Origin of the sequence: Hyalangium versicolor, from assembly GCF_020103695.1 — a bacterium.
Lineage (GTDB): Bacteria > Myxococcota > Myxococcia > Myxococcales > Myxococcaceae > Hyalangium > Hyalangium versicolor.
Map to the genome: position 1 here is coordinate 78,281 of NZ_JAHXBF010000003.1, position 16,889 is coordinate 95,169.

A 16,889-nucleotide genomic window follows, 5' to 3' on the forward strand; every position below is an offset into this window, starting at 1 on the left:
CGTGCTCGGGCTCAGTTGTTGGGCGCGCCCGCGAGGATCCACGAGCGGATCATGATGAGCTCGCCCGTGTTGGTGTCGAAGTACTCGGGGTCGTTCTGCGGCATCCGGCCTCCGCAGGCGGTGCCGCTGATCTTCTGCACCAGCAGGGATTCCTCGGGCTGGCCCGGGAGCACGCGCTTGAGTGAGTTGCACTCACCGATGCCGTTCTTGTTGACGAGTGAGGCGTAAGAGCTGCCCGCCTGCAGGTTCAGGGAGCCCGAGGACGTGTTGTCCGAGTGGCACGTCGTGCAGGTGGGGCTCCAGATCGGCTCGACGTTCTGGGCATACGAGGGGACACGGACATCCATCGGCAGCGTGCGGGTGACGGAGTCGGTGCCATCGGACACGGTCACCTGCAGGGTGAAGCTCTTGGTTGCGGCGATCTCGGGAGAGTGCCAGCGGGCCACCGACTCGTTTGGAGTGGTGAAGGTTCCCTGGCCGGCGGGAGTCGTCGTCCAGGTGTACGTGAGCGGATCCCCATCCAGATCGTTGGCGGGGACGAAGAGGGTGAGGGTTTGCCCGGCCACGACGGAGGTGGCGGGATCCGGAGTGATGTCGCCAACGTTGGGAGCGCGGTTGAGGGCAGCCACATTCGTCACTGCGATCGCCACGGTGGACTCGGCCGTGCCTCCCCGGCCATCCGAGACGGTGACCTTCAAGGTGAAGGTCGTGTTGCGCGATACGATGGGCGCCGTCCACGTCCGGGAGGCCCCGCTCTCGGAGCCGAACGCGCCGGCCGGGACGACGGGCAGTTGCGTCCAGGAGTAGGTGAGCGCGTCCCCATCCGGGTCGTTGGCGCTCACGGACAGCGTGGTGTTCGAGCCCTCGTTGACGCCGGCCGGCGAGGCGGTCACCTGGGTGATGGAGGGCTCTCGGTTGGGCGGAGGGATGGTGATCGCGATCGGCGCGGAGGAGGCGGAGTTGCCTGCGGCATCCGAGGCCTTCGCGGTGATCTCCTGGGCCCCCTGGGCCGCGTTGGAGGAATCCCACTCGCACGAGAACGTCTCGCCGGAGTTCTTCTCCACCCCATCCGTGCAGATGCGCGTGGTGGAGAGGTAGAACTCCACCTTGGCCACCTTGCCGGAGTCGTCCTCCGCGGTGGCCGTCAGGGTCCTCCGGCCCGTGACGGTTTCCCCCGCGCTCACTCCTCCCGTGAGCTGGACGCGGGTGGGCGCCGAGGTGTCCTTGTCATCGCCACAGCCCACGCCAGGCAGGCTGAGGAGGACCAGCAGCGGAATCCAGGTTCCTGAGGCGCTTCGAGCCGAGGCCGATGCATTCGTGTCGTTCATCGGCGCGCATGCTAGGGCCGTTGGGACAGAAAGAAAAAAGGGTGCACGCCGAAAAGCGTGCACCCCTTGAAAAACTGGGAGAAGGCGAACGGATCAGTTGCCGGTGAGGAGGCTGGCGACCTTGGACGCGGCGAACTGGGTGAGGTTGTACTTGTCGCCCTGAGCCGCGGCCGAGTCATCGCCCTTGCGCGAGCCCATGAAGCCCTTGACCAGGTCGAGCACGCCACCGGAGCTGTTGAGCTGCGAGCCCAGGCCGAGAGCGGAGCCGAGGCCCGTCTTGCTCAGGAGCGTACCGGCCTTGCCCAGCAGGCCACCACCGAGGTTGCCGACGAGGCCGCTGACGATGCCCTTGAGGCCACCGCCGTTGAGGACGCTGTTGGCCACACCGACGACCTTGGCGGCGCCGGCGATGAAGGGGCCCACGCCCGGAATGAACGAGGCGATCTGCCCCAGAGGCCCGTTGAGGATCTTGCTCGCGAAGCCGACCGCCTTCTTGGCGATGTCACCGATCTTCTTGAACGCCTTGCCGATGCTCTTGATGAATCCCATGGCAAACTCTCTTATGTCGAAAGGAAAAGTACAGCGTTGAAGGGATTATCCGGGGGAGCGCCGAGGAGTTGTGTGGCGACTTCACTTTTTTGTGAGCCCCGTCGGATCAAGGCTTTAGCGGGTTGCGCCCCTTCTTGATCGCGTCGTCGAGGTTGGGATCATTCTTGGGCTTTACGTCCTCGGCGCTCTGGCCGGAGAGATCGACGGCCTTCTTGCGGGTGTCCTCGAAGCCGCTGGGGTTCTGGCCGGCCTTGAAGGCCTCGACGCTGGCGCGGACGTTGGCCTCGATGGCCTCGTAGGTGGGGGGCTCGACCCCCATCTTGCGGAGGTTCTCGTCACTGACGACGAGGAAGGCGGGCTCCACGCCGGGGTTGTTCATGTAGTACCCGACGGTGTTGACGAACTCGTCGAGGTCCATCTCGAGTTCCGCGGCGATCTTCGCGACGTTCGGATCCGCGAGGATCTTCTTGCGTAGCTCGGCGGAGATTGGCGGGGGGGCGTCGAGTTGCTCGATGTCGGCTCCATTGCTCATTTGGACCTCGGGGTAACGTTGAGGCCGGAGAGTATGGAGGTGTCCTCCCGCTGTTGTCGATGGGCTACTCCCGGTCCGTTGCCGTGGGCCTGGCCACGATCCGGCGGATCTCCGCGATGAGCCAATCGCATTGTGGCTGCGATTTGAGTCCGGACCTTGGGGGTTGAGAAAAGTGAGTGGCGTGTTGCTTGATGGTCTGCCCTGCCAGAAAAGCGTGGTGCCGATAGCCGATCCCGGGGATGGTTCGGCAGTAGCGCTGTCGCCCTCCAGGACCGCCAGGAGAGTCCGAATGACGACGACGACCGATCCACGAGAGAAACCGCCCCGCCGTCACTTTTCGATGATCCGGACCTTTGTGCTCGCGGACTTCGTCACGCTGGGCAATGGGTTCTCGGGGGCAGGGGCGATCCTGTCGGCCATGCAGTACCTGGCGACGGGGGAGCTGCGGTGGTTGTGGGTGGCTTTCGGGTTGATGCCGTTGGCGCTGGTGCTGGACTTCGCGGATGGGCGGATTGCCCGTTGGCGCTTCAAGTCTTCGCCGCTGGGGGCGGACCTGGACTCACTGGCGGACGTCATCTCGTTCGGCATGGCGCCGGCGGCGCTGGCGTTCGCGGTGGGGATGCGGGGGGCGCTGGATGTGGGGGTGCTCCTCTATTTCGTGGCCTGTGGGATCAGCCGCCTGGCGCGCTTCAACGTCACGGCGGCCGAGCTCAGCGATGGGACGGGCAAGGTGAAGTACTTCGAGGGCACGCCCATCCCCACGAGCCTGGCGCTGGTGGCGGTGTTGGCGGTGGCCACGTGGCAGGGGCGGATTGGCATCGGGGAGCAGCTCCTGGGAGGCGTGTGGCACTTGGGCCCTTTTGAACTGCACCCCCTGGTGCTGCTGTACCTGCTGAGCGGCAGCGCGATGATCAGCAAGACCCTGCGGATTCCGAAGTTCTGAGGGATGTTTCTCAGCGAACGTCCGCTTCGGGAAACGTGCAGTCCCCTGCGTGTCCGCGCCGTTCCCCATGAGTTCCCCGACTGTGTGGTTGCTCGCCCATGGGTGGGTGCCTAGTTTCGCCACGTGATCCTCAGCAACTCCCAGGGTGGCCGTGGGAGTACCTGAGGTGGGTGGGGTGACGGTGTGGGGGTAGGGACCATGAGTGGGCGCTGGGGCCTGTGGGCCCTCGTGATGGGGCTGCTTGCGGGGTGTGCGGATCGGGAGCGTTCGTCCATGGCGGATGGCCGGCTCACCGCCACGCCCGCAGGCATCGATTTTCAACGTGTGGCGGTGTTCGACGGCCGCGAAGCAGCGGTGACGCTGCGCAACGTGGGCCGTTCGCGCATCGAGGTCGACGACATCTGGGTGGAAGGGCCGGACGGGCAGTACCTGGCCAGCTTCACCCATGAGGGACCTCACAGCCTGTTGCCGGGCAGCGAGTGTGGTCTCAAGGTGCGCTTCGCGCCGCTGGAGCCGGGCGAGCTGCCCGCCACGCTCGTCATCCGTTCCGATGCGAAGCGCGAGCCCATCCTCCGCATTCCGCTGAAGGGTGCGGGCGTGGATGCCTGGGCGCGCGTGTCGCCGCACAAGCTGGACTTTGGCCGCATCGAGGCCGAGTCCTCGAAGACGCTGTCCGTCACCGTCGAGAACCCCACGGACCTGCCCGTGGAGGTGACCACCCGTCTGGTGGGTGCGGACAAGGACGAGTTCTCCATCTCCCCGGTGATGCTGGGAGCAGGGGAGAAGCGCGAGCTGCCGCTGACGTTCAACCCGGTGGCTGTAGGGCGTAAGAGCGTGGCGCTCGCGGTGACGCCGTGCCGGGGTTGCGCGGACGTGCCGGTGATGGTGTCCGCCGAGTCCCTGGACCGCGCCGTGGTGGCCGAGCCGGCCGAGCTGGATTTCGGCGGGGTGCCCATCGACAAGGACAAGCGGCTGATGGCGCGCATCCACAACATCAGCACCGAGCCGATGTCGGTGACCCAGCTCGATCTCGGGGGAAAGGATGCCTCTTTCAGCCTCGGCGCCACGGGCTTTCCGCTGGTGCTCCAGCCGGACGAGGTGCGCGAGTGGGAGGTGCGCTACAGCCCCGGCCACATGGGCTTCGCGGATGACACCGCCAGCTTCCACGTGGTCAGCAAGCGCAACCCCATCACTCCGGTGGCCCTTCGAGGACATGGCGGTGCGGCGGAGCTGTGCGTCTCTCCGGTGGCTTATGACTTCGGGTCGCAGCCGATCGGCGCCAAGACGTCGGTCGTCGTCAATATCAAGAACTGCGGCTCGGAGAACGGCGGGCCGCTGAAGCTCACTGGCCTGGACTTCCAGCCCGACCCGTCGGGCCCGGTACAGTTCAGCACTTCGCCGATGCTGCTCCCGTACACGCTGAATCCCGGGCAGGAGGTGAACCTCAAGGTCTTCTACGAGCCCTCCCGCGAGGGCGATACCACTGGCGGGCTCGTGTTGAGCACGAACGCGTTCAACGCCGCGTCGGTGCTGCTGAACTTCCACGGTGTGTCCCGGCCCCATGCGCCCTGCCAGCTCGCTGTCACTCCGATGGCGGTGAACTTCGGCACGGTGCCACCCCGGCGCGGCGCCGTGCTGGGTGTGAAGCTGGAGAACCGTGGCGATGATGTGTGCCCCGTGAAGAACATCCGCCTGCGCGACGACGGTGGCGGCGTGTTCCGGATGCCGGGCGGCGAGCTGGACGGTCTCATCATCTACCCGGGCAACTGGTTCAGCTTCCAGGTGGCGTTCGATTCGCCGGCCTCCGGTGGAACATTCCTGGGCACGGTGCAGGTCGAACAGTCCGATCCGGTCAACCCGCTGCTCCTCGTGCCGCTGCAGGCCAACTCGCAGAGCGCCTGCCTGGTGCCCACTCCGCGCTTCGTGGACTTCGGTGTCGGCCGCAAGGACTGCCCGCCGACGCCTCGCCAGGTGAACTACCTGAACGCATGCCCGGGCCCGATCACCGTCTCTGGCGTACGCCTGGGGCCGGGCACCACGGACTCGGAGTTCTTCTTGAAGGATGCGCCCAACCCGCTGCCCATCACGCTGCAGCCAGGTGACGCCTTCTCCGCAGAGGTCGAGTACTACGCCCAGGTCACGGGCATGAACCTGTCTCCTCTCTACGTGGACTCGAGCGACCTGCCCGAGCCGCTGCTCGTCCCGCTGCTCGGCGAGTCCTCCAAGAAGGTGGACAAGAAGGACACCTTCATCCAGCAGGACGGCACGAAGGTGGACGTCCTCTTCGTGGTGGACAACACCGCCTCCATGGTCGAGGAGCAGCCGCGCTTCATCAACGCGCTGCCGGCCTTCGTGGGCACCGCGCTGGACAAGAAGGTGGATCTGCACGTGGCGGTGACCACCACCGGCATCACCCCGGAGTCCAACGCTTGCCCGGGCGGAGCGATGGGCGGCGAGGCCGGGCGCATCTTCCCGGTGGACGGCAGCCGTCAGCGCATCCTCACGAACCAGACGCAGGACCTGACCACGAAGCTCCAGGGCAACGCCCAGGTGGGCCAGTGCGCCTCCGTGGAGCAGGGCTTCGAGGCCGTGCGCCGCGCGCTCTCGGATCCGCTCGTGGCCAACGCGGATGATCCGCGCACCCCGCAGCCCAACGACGGCAACGCGGGCTTCCTCCGGGACGAGGCCGCACTCGTGGTCGTCTTCGTGGGCGATGAGGATGATCACTCGCCGGACAGCGTGGAGACCTACGTTCGCTTCTTCCAGGGCAAGAAGGGCGAGTTCCAGCCGCAGCGCATGACGATCTACGCCATCGCGCCCACCGACTCGACCTGCGCCACGGCGGGCGGCTATGGCACCCGGTATGCCGAAGCCACCAGCCGGACGGGCGGCGAGGTGCTCTCGGTGTGCGCCTCGGACTACGCGCCACTCCTGCGCAACGTGGCCAACAAGGCGTTCTCGCCTCAGGACCGCTTCCCGCTGAGCGAGCTGCCAGACCCGGGCTCGGTGACTGTGACGATCAACGGCGCGCCCGTGACTTCGGGCTGGAGCTACGACGCCAGCTCCAACAGCGTCGTGTTCGCTCCCAGCCCGGCGCCCGGCGCCAAGGTGGAGATCGGCTACCGCCGCGCCTGCCAGTAAACGCCTCGGACGGGCTCTCGCGGGCCCGATTTTCGGGCTCCAAACAGGGGATGTCGGCCCCAGGTGCTACAGGGCTGGTTCAACCTGTGCGGATGACCAGAAAATTGGAGGACCCCGCGTGCTGAGTACCCTGAGCCCGTCGCAGCCGCAGCCGAGGAGGCGCCTGGTGAGCACCCGTCAGCACATGCAGCCGTTGTCCGCCGCGCCCCAGAACTCGCGCGCCGCGGGTCCCGGTTTGCGCGTCATTCGCGGGGAAGGCCAGCGCCGTCCCGATGAGCCGCTCACCTCCCGGGATGCCGTGGCCCGCGTGCTCATGGAGGCCGGTGCGGACCTGTTGCTGCGCCGCATTTCCCCCGCACGCGCCGAGGAGATCGAGCGCCAGGTCGACCGCGCCCTCGAGCTCTTCGACCGGGTGGAGGCCAACCCCCTGGTCCTTCCCGTGCTCCGCCGTCACCTGGATGCCCTGGATGCGCTCATGCGCGAGACTCGCGAGCGCCGCCCGTCCCGCCGGGGCGGTTGAGCCCTCGTTCACCTGCCTGCCCGGGCCCGACCCAATTCCTGAATCTGAACCAGGGGTTTGACCCCCCCGCCGGTGCCGCTTACGCTCGGGTTCTTTGTAAACCCGGGCCCTCCCAGCGGGCGGGTCAGATTCGTGTCGCTCGAGAACTACGGCAAGTACCAACTCCTGAAACGGCTCGCGATGGGCGGGATGGCCCAGCTCTACCTTGCGCGCCGCAAGGGTCCGGATGCCTCGGACGAGCTGGTGGTCGTCAAGCGCATCCTTCCGCACCTGGCTGAGAACGTGGAGTTCATCCGGATGTTCCTGGATGAGGCCAAGATCGCCGCGCGGCTGGCCCATCCGAACATCGTCGCGATCCACGATCTGGGCGCCCAGGACGACAGCTTCTTCCTGGCCATGGAGTACATCCACGGCGAGGACGTGCGGCGCATGTGGAAGCGCGCGGCGGGCATGGGGCTCGAGGTGCCGGTGCCGCTGGCGGTCCGCATCATCATCGAAGCGTGCGCGGGTCTGGACTACGCCCACAAGAAGACGGACCCCTCGGGCAAGCCGCTGGGCATCGTCCACCGGGACGTGTCTCCGCAGAACATCCTGGTGTCCTTCGACGGCGTCGTGAAGGTGGTGGACTTCGGTATCGCCAAGGCGGCGGACCAGGCCACCGTGACGCGCTCGGGGGTGCTCAAGGGCAAGTACTCGTACATGTCTCCGGAGCAGGCCGCCGGCAAGCGGGTGGATTGCCGCAGTGACGTGTTCGCGCTCGGCGTGGTGCTGTACGAGCTGATCACCAACACGCGCCTGTTCAAGCGCTCCAGCGACATGCAGACGCTGTCGGCGGTGTCCGAGTGCCAGGTGACGCCGCCTTCGCAGGCGAACTCGCGTGTCCCGGCGGACCTGGACTCCATCGTCATGAAGGCGCTCGCCAAGGATCCGGACGTCCGGTACTCCGAGGCGCTGCAGCTCCAGGTCGCGCTGGAGCAGTGGCTGATCGCCCATCAGTTCTCGGCCAACCCGAAGGAGCTGTCGGCCTTCCTGCACAAGGTGTACGCGGACCGGCTCGCCAGCGAGGCGCGTGCGGGCGGCATCGTGGTGGAGGAGGATCCGCCCCTCACGGGGCAGCGCACGGCGGTGGAGGGACATCGCCGCTCGGGGGGGAACCACCCCAGCGTCGCGCCGAGGAAGGAGTCCAAGGACGTCACCCGCGCGGACCGGGGAGAGCTGATCTCTGCCGCAGCCGCGGAGATCGAATTGACGGATCCCTCGCCCTCGGGGCCCCTGCGGACCTCCCGGAGCGGCGGTGATTCGCGCCGAGAGGTGGAGTCCGAGCGGAACCGGGTGGAGCGCCGTCCCGCGCCGTCCCGGCCGCCAGTTCCCTCCGAGACGCTTCGCCAGGGCTTCGCCGAGCTGCCCACCGAGGCGCTGAATGGGGCGCTGCTGGATCGAAAGCTGATGCCGGATGGCGGGTCGCTGGTCACGGGGACCACGCAGGCCCCGCGCCGGGTACGCGCCCAGCGGCGGCTGATCGCGATCGCCTCCGCGGTGGGGGCGGCGTTGCTGGTCGGCCTGATGCTGTGGTTCCTCCTGCAGCCCTCGGTGCCGCCGCCTCCGGCCACTGTCCGGCTGGAGACGGTGCCACCCGGAGCCAAGATTCTCTTCGAGGGCAAGCCGCTGCCGGGCGTCACTCCGCTGACGCTGCCCACCATGGTCGCAGGCACCTATCAGGTGGTTGCCACCCGAGACGGCTATCAGGAGTTGCATGCCACGGTAGCCATTCCGGTCACGGGCTCGGTGAAGCTGGAGGCACTGAACCTCATCCCGATGCCTGCCAGGAATCCGTCTCCGCCGGTGGCAAAGCCGCAGCCGGTGACGCCACAGCCGAAGCCACCCCCTCCGGTTCCACCTGCCGCCCCCGCGCTGGTGAAGCTCACCGTGGAGACGGAGCCGGCGCAGGCCACGATCTTCGTGAATGGCCAGGAGCGGGGTGTGGCTCCGCAGGTGGTGGAGGCGAAGGCCGAGGAGGAGGTGGAGGTGAAGGCGAGCGCACCGCAGTACAGGGCCGTCTCGAAGAAGGTGAAGCTCGGGACGGGACCCTCTCAGCTGGAGCGGCTGGTGCTCGAGCCGTTGCCGAAGACGGCGCCCACTCCGCCTATCAAGCAGACGCGGGTGGTGGAGCCGCCCAAGCCCGCGCCCGAGGCGCCCAAGGCGCTGGTGCGCTTCGCGGTGACGCCGTGGGCGGAAGTGACTTGCAACGGGCGAAGCCTGGGCACCACGCCGTTCGAGGCCGTGTCCCTGCCCACGGGCGTGTACCAGTGCAAGTTCTACAACCCGGATCTGGGACGGACCCTCTCGCAGAAGATCGAAGTGAAGGCCTCCGTCGTGAACAAAGTCGTGGTGAAGTTCTAGCCATGCCCTGGATGCTCCTGTGACGCTCCCTGCTGGCACCCAGATCGGCAAGTACATCGTCCAGAAGAAGCTCGCCGAAGGCGGAATGGCGGAGATCTACCTCGCCACCTCCCAGGGCGTGGAGGGCTTCGAGAAGGAAGTGGTCCTCAAGCGGGTCGCTGCGGTCCTCGCGGGCGATCCCGGCTTCGTGGACATGTTCATCGCCGAGGCGCGGCTCGTCTCTCGGCTCAACCACGGCAATGTGGTGCAGGTCTTCGACTTCGAGAAGCACGAGGACGTGTACTACATGGCGATGGAGTACGTGCGCGGCTGCTCGCTCGCGGACCTTCGCAAGAAGTGCAAGGACCTGATGGAGCCCATGCCACCGGTGCTGGTGGCGCACATTGGCGCGGAGGTGGCGCGCGGCCTTCACTATGCGCACCGCCTCAAGGTCAATGGTGAGCCGCTCTTCCTCGTCCACCGCGACGTCACCCCGCACAACGTCCTCATCTCGCTCGACGGGGCGGTGAAGCTCACCGACTTCGGGATCGCCAAGAAGGGCGCCGCGCTCACCTCGCCGGGCATGCTCAAGGGCAAGTTCGCGTACATGTCGCCCGAGCAGTCGCGCGGCGAGGCCGTGGATGCGCGCACGGACGTCTTCGCGCTCGGCATCGTGCTCTGGGAGATGCTCACCGGGGGCCGCCTGTTCGATGGGGACTCGGAGCTGGCCGTGCTGCGCTCGGTGCAGCAGACCGCGGTCGCACACCCGTCTCGTCTCAACCCGAACGTCCCCGAGGATCTGGGCGACGTGGTGATGAAGGCGCTCCAGCGGAATCCCGACGCGCGCTACCAGACGGCGAGCGAGTTCGAGCGAGCGCTCGTCCAGTGCGTGCTGAACCACGCCCAGTCCCCGGATGACACGGACGTGTCCGCCTTCGTGCGGCGGATCTATGTTGGCATCGTGCCCTCGGCCGTGGCGCTGCCTGCGCTGCCCGATCACACCCAGTCAGGGGCAGGGCAGCAGGCGGCGGAGCCCGCGCCTCGCGAGCCCACGGCCGTGTTGCCCAACCCGCCGGGGCGGAAGAACTCGAAGCCGTCCCTGCCTGCGGTCTCGCCCGATGAGGACGTCCACGCGTCCACGTCTCTGTTGCCTGGAAGAGGGGAGTCTGTGGCGGCGAGATCGTCCTCGGCTCAGGTGACGACGCCCGGCCGGGCGGTTCCTGCTGTCCCTGCCGAGTTCCAGGACTCGCCCGTGTATCCGGCGACGGTGTCGCTGCCCGTTCCTTCTGCACAGGCTCCTGCGACTCCCGCTCCAGACTCCGGGGCCAAGGCCCGGCGTATGGGGCTGTGGATGGGGGCTGTGGGAGTGGTCCTGCTCATTGTGTTGGGAGTAGGGGCCTGGCTCCGTTCGCAGGCTCAGGGACAGGGCCCCACCACCGACGCCTCGCAGGGGCAGGCTGTCGTTGGAGCGGGCAATGCAGGCACTCCTCCCAAGGTGATCTCCCCTCCACCTGCGACTGCGCAGGGCACCCCAAATGCCGGAGTGGGGAACGGCGTCGCTGTGGCCCCTGCAGGGGCGACGGACGCAGGCAGCGCAAAGAAGGACGAGGCGCACGCTGTTGCTCCGGCCCCCGCGAAAGGCACGCTCACCCTCCGCGCGGTGCCCTATGCCGTCGTTCTGTTGGACGGGAAGGTGCTCGACAAAGAACTTCAGGGGCAGAAGTCCTTCCCCCTGGAGCCGGGCAACTATCAGCTCGTCTTCCAGCACCCCCGCGATACCAAGATGTTCCTGATCACCATCGAGTCCAACGCCACGGTGAGGCGCGAGTTTCGCGTCCGCTGAGCGCGCGCTCCTGAGCTGCCCCCCAGTCGATCGCTGAGCCCCCGCCGGCCCGGGTCCGCCCCGAGCCCCGGCGCCTGCGGATCTGTTCGTTGCTGAACATTCCGTTCGTACGCTTTTCCGGCTTGACACGTGCTGCCGGATTCTGGCACTCAATATAGTCTCTTCAGTACAATCCATTGAATGGAAGCGATGGCACTGCTGGGGCCCGAGGAGATCGAACGGATCGAACGCGACTACGCGGGCGGATTACCGGCGCGGGCCATCCTGGACATCTTCAGGCCTCGGGGCGTGCAGCTCTCGGAGGCCACGTTTCGCAAGTACGTCCAGGCAGGCTTGCTGCCGCGCAGCCGCCGTGTGGGCCGCAAGGGCAAGCACCAGGGGAGCCTCGGCCTCTATCCGGTGGAGTCGGTCCGGCGCATCAACGCCATCAAGAAGATGATGGCGGAGGGACACACGCTCGAGGACATCAAGCGCACGTTCCTCTTCCACCGTAACCACATCGATCAGCTGGAGCGGGATCTGGCGTCGGTGTTGGACGGGTTCCAGAACGAGCTGGGGGAGCGAGCGTTTGGTGGTGAGCACCGCCGGACGCTCGAGGAGCAGCTGGCCACCCTGAGGCGCCGAGCCCAGGATCTGGTCCGAGACGTGGCACGTCTGGGCAGCGCCGTCACCGCGCGCGCAGACGAAACGCCTGATTCGCAATAGGATGCTACAGGCCTGGGCAACCTGCTAGATTCGGAAACATCCGGAGGGGACATGTCGGAAGTGAAGCAGCTCGAGGGCGAGGAGGAGGGCGGAGGGGAGGAAGGGCAGCCGGCGGAGCGGCGCCGCTCCAAGACGATGTCTCGCAAGGAGATGGCGCGCGATTTGCGGCGCCGCCGCCTGGCGGGGCAGGTCGATCCCGAGGAGGGTGAACTCCTCAAGACGATCGATTCGCAGCGCCCCCGCACCCGGGCGGACTGCGTGAACGGGCCGCGGCCGTGCCTGTTCGTGTCGTGCAAGCACAACCTCTATCTGGATGTGAACCCCGAGACGGGCTCCATCAAGCTCAACTTCCCGGACAAGGAAATCTGGGAGCTGGAGCACACCTGCGCCCTGGATGTGGCCGAGAAGGGCGGCATCACGCTCGAGGAGGTGGGGGAGATCATGAACCTCACCCGCGAGCGCATCCGCCAGGTGGAGACGCGCGGGCTGATGAAGCTGCGCGAGGCCACCGAGGCCGAGCCGCCCGCCTCCGCGCGCAAGCCCTGAGGGCTGTAGGGGCATCGGGTGGGATGCGCCGGCCCGCACGGCGCGTTGACACCCCGGGGGGCGGTTGCTAACACCGCGCCTCCCTCTCACCCGAGGCGCACTTCTTGCTGGCTCTCCTCAGCGTTTCCGACAAACGCGGGCTGGTGCCCTTCGCGCAGGGGCTCGTGCAGCGCGGCTTCCGGATCCTCTCCACCGGAGGCACGCTGTCGGCGCTCCAGAGCGCGGGCGTCCCCGCCACCAAGGTCTCCGAGCACACCCAGAGCCCCGAGATTCTGGGCGGCCGGGTGAAGACGCTCCACCCCCGCATCCATGGGGGATTGCTTGGCCGGCTGGAGCTCGAGGGTGACCGGGCTGAGATGGCCGCCCACGGCATCGAGCCCATCTCCCTGGTGGCCGTGAACCTGTACCCCTTCCGGCAGACGGTCGCCTCCGGCGCCAGCGAGGCCGAGGTCATCGAGCAGATTGATATCGGCGGGCCGGCCATGGTGCGCGCGGCGGCGAAGAACTCGCGCCACGTCACCGTGGTGGTGGACCCCGATGACTACGAGGCCATCCTGGCGGAGCTGGCCAAGGGCGGCGGGGTGGGGGACGAGACGCGGCGCCGGCTGATGCGCAAGGCGTTCGCTCATACCGCGGCGTATGACGCGGCCATCGCCGGGTGGCTGGCGGGGCAGGCCCAGGAGCCCTTTCCGGAAGAGCTCTCCCTGCCGTTCCGCAAGGCGCAGGGGCTGCGATACGGCGAGAACCCCCACCAGCGTGGCGCCTTCTACCGGGAGCACTCCGCTCCCGCCGAGCCCACCGTGGCTTTCTCCAAGGTTCTTCAGGGCAAGGAGCTGTCCTACAACAACATCCTGGACCTGGATGCGGCGCTCGGAGTCGTCCTCGAGTTCCCCGAGCAGCCCTGCGCCGTCATCATCAAGCACAACACCCCGTGCGGCGTGGCGGTGGACCCCTCGCTTGTGAAGGCCTATCGCGCTGCGCGTGCGGCCGATGAGGTGTCCGCCTTCGGTGGCATTGTCGCCTTCAACCGCGAGGTGGATGAGGCCTGCGCCCAAGCCCTGGCGGAGACGTTCCTGGAGGCGGTCATCGCCCCCTCCTACTCGGGCGCCGCGCTGCAGGTGCTCGGGGCGAAGAAGAACCTGCGGCTGCTGGAGGCCGGGGCCGCGCTGGCCTCGCCCCAGGTCCGGCCTCGGGTGCAGCTGGATGCTCGGAGCGTGTCCGGCGGCCTGCTCCTCATGGACCGGGACGCCGTCGAACCCCCCCTCGAGTGGAAGATTGTGACAAAACGCCACCCCACGGCCGAGGAGGAGAAGGCCCTCCGCTTTGCCTGGAAGGTGTGCAAGCATGTGAAGAGCAATGCCATCGTGTTTGCCGGGCCAGACCGGCTGCTCGCCGCAGGGGGCGGGCAGACGAGCCGCGTGGATTCCGTGAAGATCGCGGCCGCGCGGGGTGGGGCGGCCCTCCAGGGCAGCGCGGTGGCCTCGGATGCCTTTTTTCCCTTCCGTGACGGTCTCGATGAGGCCGCCAGGGCAGGGGCTACCTGCGTCATCCAGCCTGGTGGCTCGGTGCGCGACGCGGAGGTCATCGCCGCCGCAGATGAACATGGACTGGCGATGGTACAGACCGGAGTGCGACACTTCCGACACTGAGCCATGCGGATCGTCTGCCAGAAATGTGCGGCTGCCTATGCGATTGATGATCGGCTGATCTCGCCGAAGGGGGTTCGTGCGCAATGCCCCCGATGCCGGCACCTCCAGCTCGTCAAACGCGACAGCGCCTCCGCGCCTGAAGCCGCCGCGTCTGCCCCCCAGGCAGCGCAGCCCGCTCCCACGCCTCGTCCCGCTCCGTCCGCCAGTCCCGCGGCCGGTGGTAACTCCGCGGTGGCGATGGATGTCCTCAACGAGTTCAGCGCCCCGCCGGGCTCCGAGGAGCCCGCGCCGGATCCATTGTTCGATGGGCTCGTGCCGCCTCCTGCCGGACGGCCGGCGGCGCCTGCTCCCTCGCGTCCTGCCCCGCAGGCTCCGGGAGGCAAGAGCGCGGATCCGCTGCTTGAGTTTCTCGGACCGCCTCCGGAGGCACCGCCTCCTCCCGTGGCGCCGTCTCCACGCCGGTCCGCCGGGCAGGCAGGGGCCGCGCCTCAGAACGCTCCCGCCCCGGGCACTGTCGGGTGCCGCGAGTGCGGCAAGCCCCTCGCGGATCCTTTCGATCAGGCGATCGGCACGTGCGAGGAGTGCAGGCAGAAGGGGGATCGCGCGGCGTCGGCGGCCACGGCCGTCACGAGCAGCGTTCCGGCCCCTGACTCCTCCATCGATCTGCCTCCGCTCGAGTCCATCGATGTCTCGGGTGTGTCCTCTCAGGCTCCGGCGCTGGCGCTCGAGCCGCGCAGCGGGGTCCGCTCCTCTCCGCCGAGGCCGTATGTGCCTCAGCCCATGCAGCCCATGCAGATGCGCACCTCGGGAGGCTCGGGGGGCGTGGTCAAGGTGCTGCTGGTGCTGCTGCTGGTGGTCGGCGCGGGAGGCGGTGCCGGGTACTACTTCATGGTGATGAAGCCCAAGGTGGCTGGGCCCGTGCAGCCCGTGAAGCCGCCCGAGCCGCCGCCCATCCCCGAGGCCATCCGGGCCGTGCTCCCTCGCTGGGAGCTGCGCTACATGGATCTCAGCGGCAGCAGCATCGAGCGGCTCGAGGAGGGCACCAAGCTGCTCGCCAAGGATCAGCGCTCGGCCTACGCGGAGGCCGAGGAGTTCTTCCAGCAGGCGCTGCTGCTCGATCAGCGCAGCGACGCGGCCATCGCGGGCTACGTGCAGGCGGTGGCGCTCGGGCGTGGCACCAGCATCGACAAGGCCACCTTCGATGAGGCGCTCTCGCTCATCGAGGCCTCCGAGGAGCGCGCGGGCCGCACGGCACAGTTGCTCCTGGCCCACGCCAACCTTCTGCTGTGCCATCCGGGTCAGCAACCGGCGGTGGAGCAGGCCAAGCAGCTCGCCGAAGAGGCACTGGGCAAGGGTACGGATCTTCAGAAGGCCGAGGCGCACCTGGTGCTTGGCCGGGCCTACCTGCAGACGTCCATGGGGCTGGCCAACCAGCACTTCAGCGACGCACTCGTGCTGTCTCCCAACCTCCAGCGCGTGGAGTACCACCGCGCGCTCGCCAATGAGGCGGCGGGCTCGTACGCGCTCGCGCTCGAGGCGCTCCGCAAGCGTCTGGAGAAGGACCCGGAGCACTGGGACAGCCTGGCGACCATGGCGCGCATCTACCTGGAAGTCGGCGAGGTGGATGAGGCGCGCAAGCTCTACGAGGCACGTGCCAAGGCCACTCCGAATGACTCTCGGTTGCTGATGGCCCTGGCCGTGCTGCGCTACCAGGTGGAAGGGAACGCCGCGGCTGCGGCCAGGGATCTGCGTGCGCTGCTCAAGAACCGGCAGCGGTACCCGGAGCGCGAGGTTGCCGATGTGCTCGTCCACCTCGCGGCCGCCGAGCGGCTGGCAGGAAACGTGGACGCGGGCGTGAAGGCCGCCGAGGAGTCCGTGGGGCTGGTGAAGGATCTGCCTGCCGCGCACCTGCAGTTGTTCCTCGCGGCGCTCGGACGGGGGGATGCGGCGAAGGCGGCTGCGCACCTGCCCGGCATCCACGGGAAGATCGAGGACACGGCGCTCGAGAAGGTGCTCGAGGGTCGCTTGCGGCTGGCCGAGAAGAAGCCCGCGGTGGCGCTGGAACTCTTCCAGGATGCCTTCAAGCTGGACTCTCGCCGGGAGGATGCGCTCCTGCTGGCGGGCATTGCGGCCGCGCAGGCGGGCCGCCGGGATGATGCATTCCGGCTGTTCTTCCAGGCGCTGCAGTCGGATCCGCTGCGACTGGCGCCTCGGCCTGTGACGACGGAGTTCTTCCTGCGACCGGGCGAGACGCTGGCGGGGCTGGAGGGCTCCATCCTGGGGTTGGCGAGCGGCAAGGATGACGTGGCGGCCTCGCTGTACGAGGGGCTCCTGCTCTTCCACCTCGGAGATCGCGCGGGGGCGGAGCGGCTCTTCAAGGAAGTGGTCGAGCTGGATCCCAACAACTCGAGCGGCGCGGCCTACCTGGCCTTGCTGTCGCTGCAGAAGGGGGATGGGAGCAAGGCGCGCAGCTTCGCCGCGCGGGCCGTGGCGACGGGACGGCAGAATCCCATCGCGCATATGGCCAATGGGTTCGCGCTCGCGGAGGGCAAGCAGGTGGAGCCCGCCAAGCGCTCGCTGCGCGATGCTCTGGCGCAGGCTCCTGGGCTGCTTTCCGCGGAAGTGAAGCTGGCGGAGCTGGAGCTGGCCTCGAACCGCGAGGCGGCGCGTGAGCGGCTGGTGAAGGCAGCGGGGCGTGATCCCAGCTACCTGCCGGCCAAGAGATTGCTCTTCACGACGGATCAGCGGGGGTGA

The 16,889-nt window shown here is 67.9% G+C and carries 12 protein-coding genes; 9 read left to right on the plus strand and 3 right to left on the minus strand.

Annotation, left to right across the window (positions count from 1 at the left end; translation table 11 throughout):
• Positions 1-11: 11 nt before the first annotated feature.
• From KY501_RS06765 to KY501_RS06775, 3 genes are all read right to left on the minus strand, one after another.
• A complete protein-coding gene (locus tag KY501_RS06765; protein ID WP_224361784.1) occupies positions 12-1,328 on the minus strand; it encodes an Ig-like domain-containing protein in 1,317 nt (438 codons plus the stop codon).
• 93 nt (positions 1,329-1,421) lie between these two features.
• Positions 1,422-1,877, minus strand: coding sequence for a hypothetical protein (locus tag KY501_RS06770; RefSeq protein ID WP_224361785.1), 456 nt, complete (start codon positions 1,875-1,877; stop codon positions 1,422-1,424).
• Positions 1,878-1,983: 106 nt separating this feature from the next.
• Positions 1,984-2,409: a hypothetical protein gene (locus KY501_RS06775; protein ID WP_224361786.1), complete on the minus strand. Its 426-nt coding sequence runs from the start codon at positions 2,407-2,409 to the stop codon at positions 1,984-1,986.
• Between the two features lie 289 nt (positions 2,410-2,698).
• Here KY501_RS06775 and KY501_RS06780 point away from each other — a divergent pair, with 289 nt between their 5' ends.
• The 9 genes from KY501_RS06780 (at position 2,699) to KY501_RS06820 (ending at position 16,889) form a co-directional block, all read left to right on the plus strand.
• On the plus strand, positions 2,699-3,352 hold the full coding sequence (locus KY501_RS06780; protein ID WP_224361787.1) for a CDP-alcohol phosphatidyltransferase family protein: 654 nt from the start codon (positions 2,699-2,701) through the stop codon (positions 3,350-3,352).
• A gap of 198 nt (positions 3,353-3,550) precedes the next feature.
• A complete protein-coding gene (locus tag KY501_RS06785; protein WP_224361788.1) occupies positions 3,551-6,493 on the plus strand; it encodes a choice-of-anchor D domain-containing protein in 2,943 nt (980 codons plus the stop codon).
• A 166-nt stretch (positions 6,494-6,659) separates the two neighbouring features.
• Positions 6,660-7,013 (plus strand): hypothetical protein, encoded by a 354-nt coding sequence (locus KY501_RS06790; protein ID WP_224361789.1) that lies wholly within the window; start codon positions 6,660-6,662, stop codon positions 7,011-7,013.
• 132 nt (positions 7,014-7,145) lie between these two features.
• Complete coding sequence (locus KY501_RS06795) at positions 7,146-9,413, plus strand: serine/threonine-protein kinase (RefSeq protein WP_224361790.1); 2,268 nt, start codon at positions 7,146-7,148, stop codon at positions 9,411-9,413.
• Between the two features lie 19 nt (positions 9,414-9,432).
• Positions 9,433-11,235: a serine/threonine protein kinase gene (locus KY501_RS06800; protein WP_224361791.1), complete on the plus strand. Its 1,803-nt coding sequence runs from the start codon at positions 9,433-9,435 to the stop codon at positions 11,233-11,235.
• A gap of 180 nt (positions 11,236-11,415) precedes the next feature.
• Positions 11,416-11,940, plus strand: a complete 525-nt coding sequence (locus tag KY501_RS06805) for a MerR family transcriptional regulator (RefSeq protein ID WP_224361792.1) — start codon at positions 11,416-11,418, stop codon at positions 11,938-11,940.
• Positions 11,941-11,991: 51 nt separating this feature from the next.
• On the plus strand, positions 11,992-12,486 hold the full coding sequence (locus KY501_RS06810) for a sigma factor-like helix-turn-helix DNA-binding protein (RefSeq protein WP_224361793.1): 495 nt from the start codon (positions 11,992-11,994) through the stop codon (positions 12,484-12,486).
• 104 nt (positions 12,487-12,590) lie between these two features.
• Positions 12,591-14,135, plus strand: a complete 1,545-nt coding sequence (gene purH, locus KY501_RS06815; protein WP_224361794.1) for a bifunctional phosphoribosylaminoimidazolecarboxamide formyltransferase/IMP cyclohydrolase — start codon at positions 12,591-12,593, stop codon at positions 14,133-14,135.
• Between the two features lie 3 nt (positions 14,136-14,138).
• A complete protein-coding gene (locus KY501_RS06820) occupies positions 14,139-16,889 on the plus strand; it encodes a tetratricopeptide repeat protein (protein WP_224361795.1) in 2,751 nt (916 codons plus the stop codon).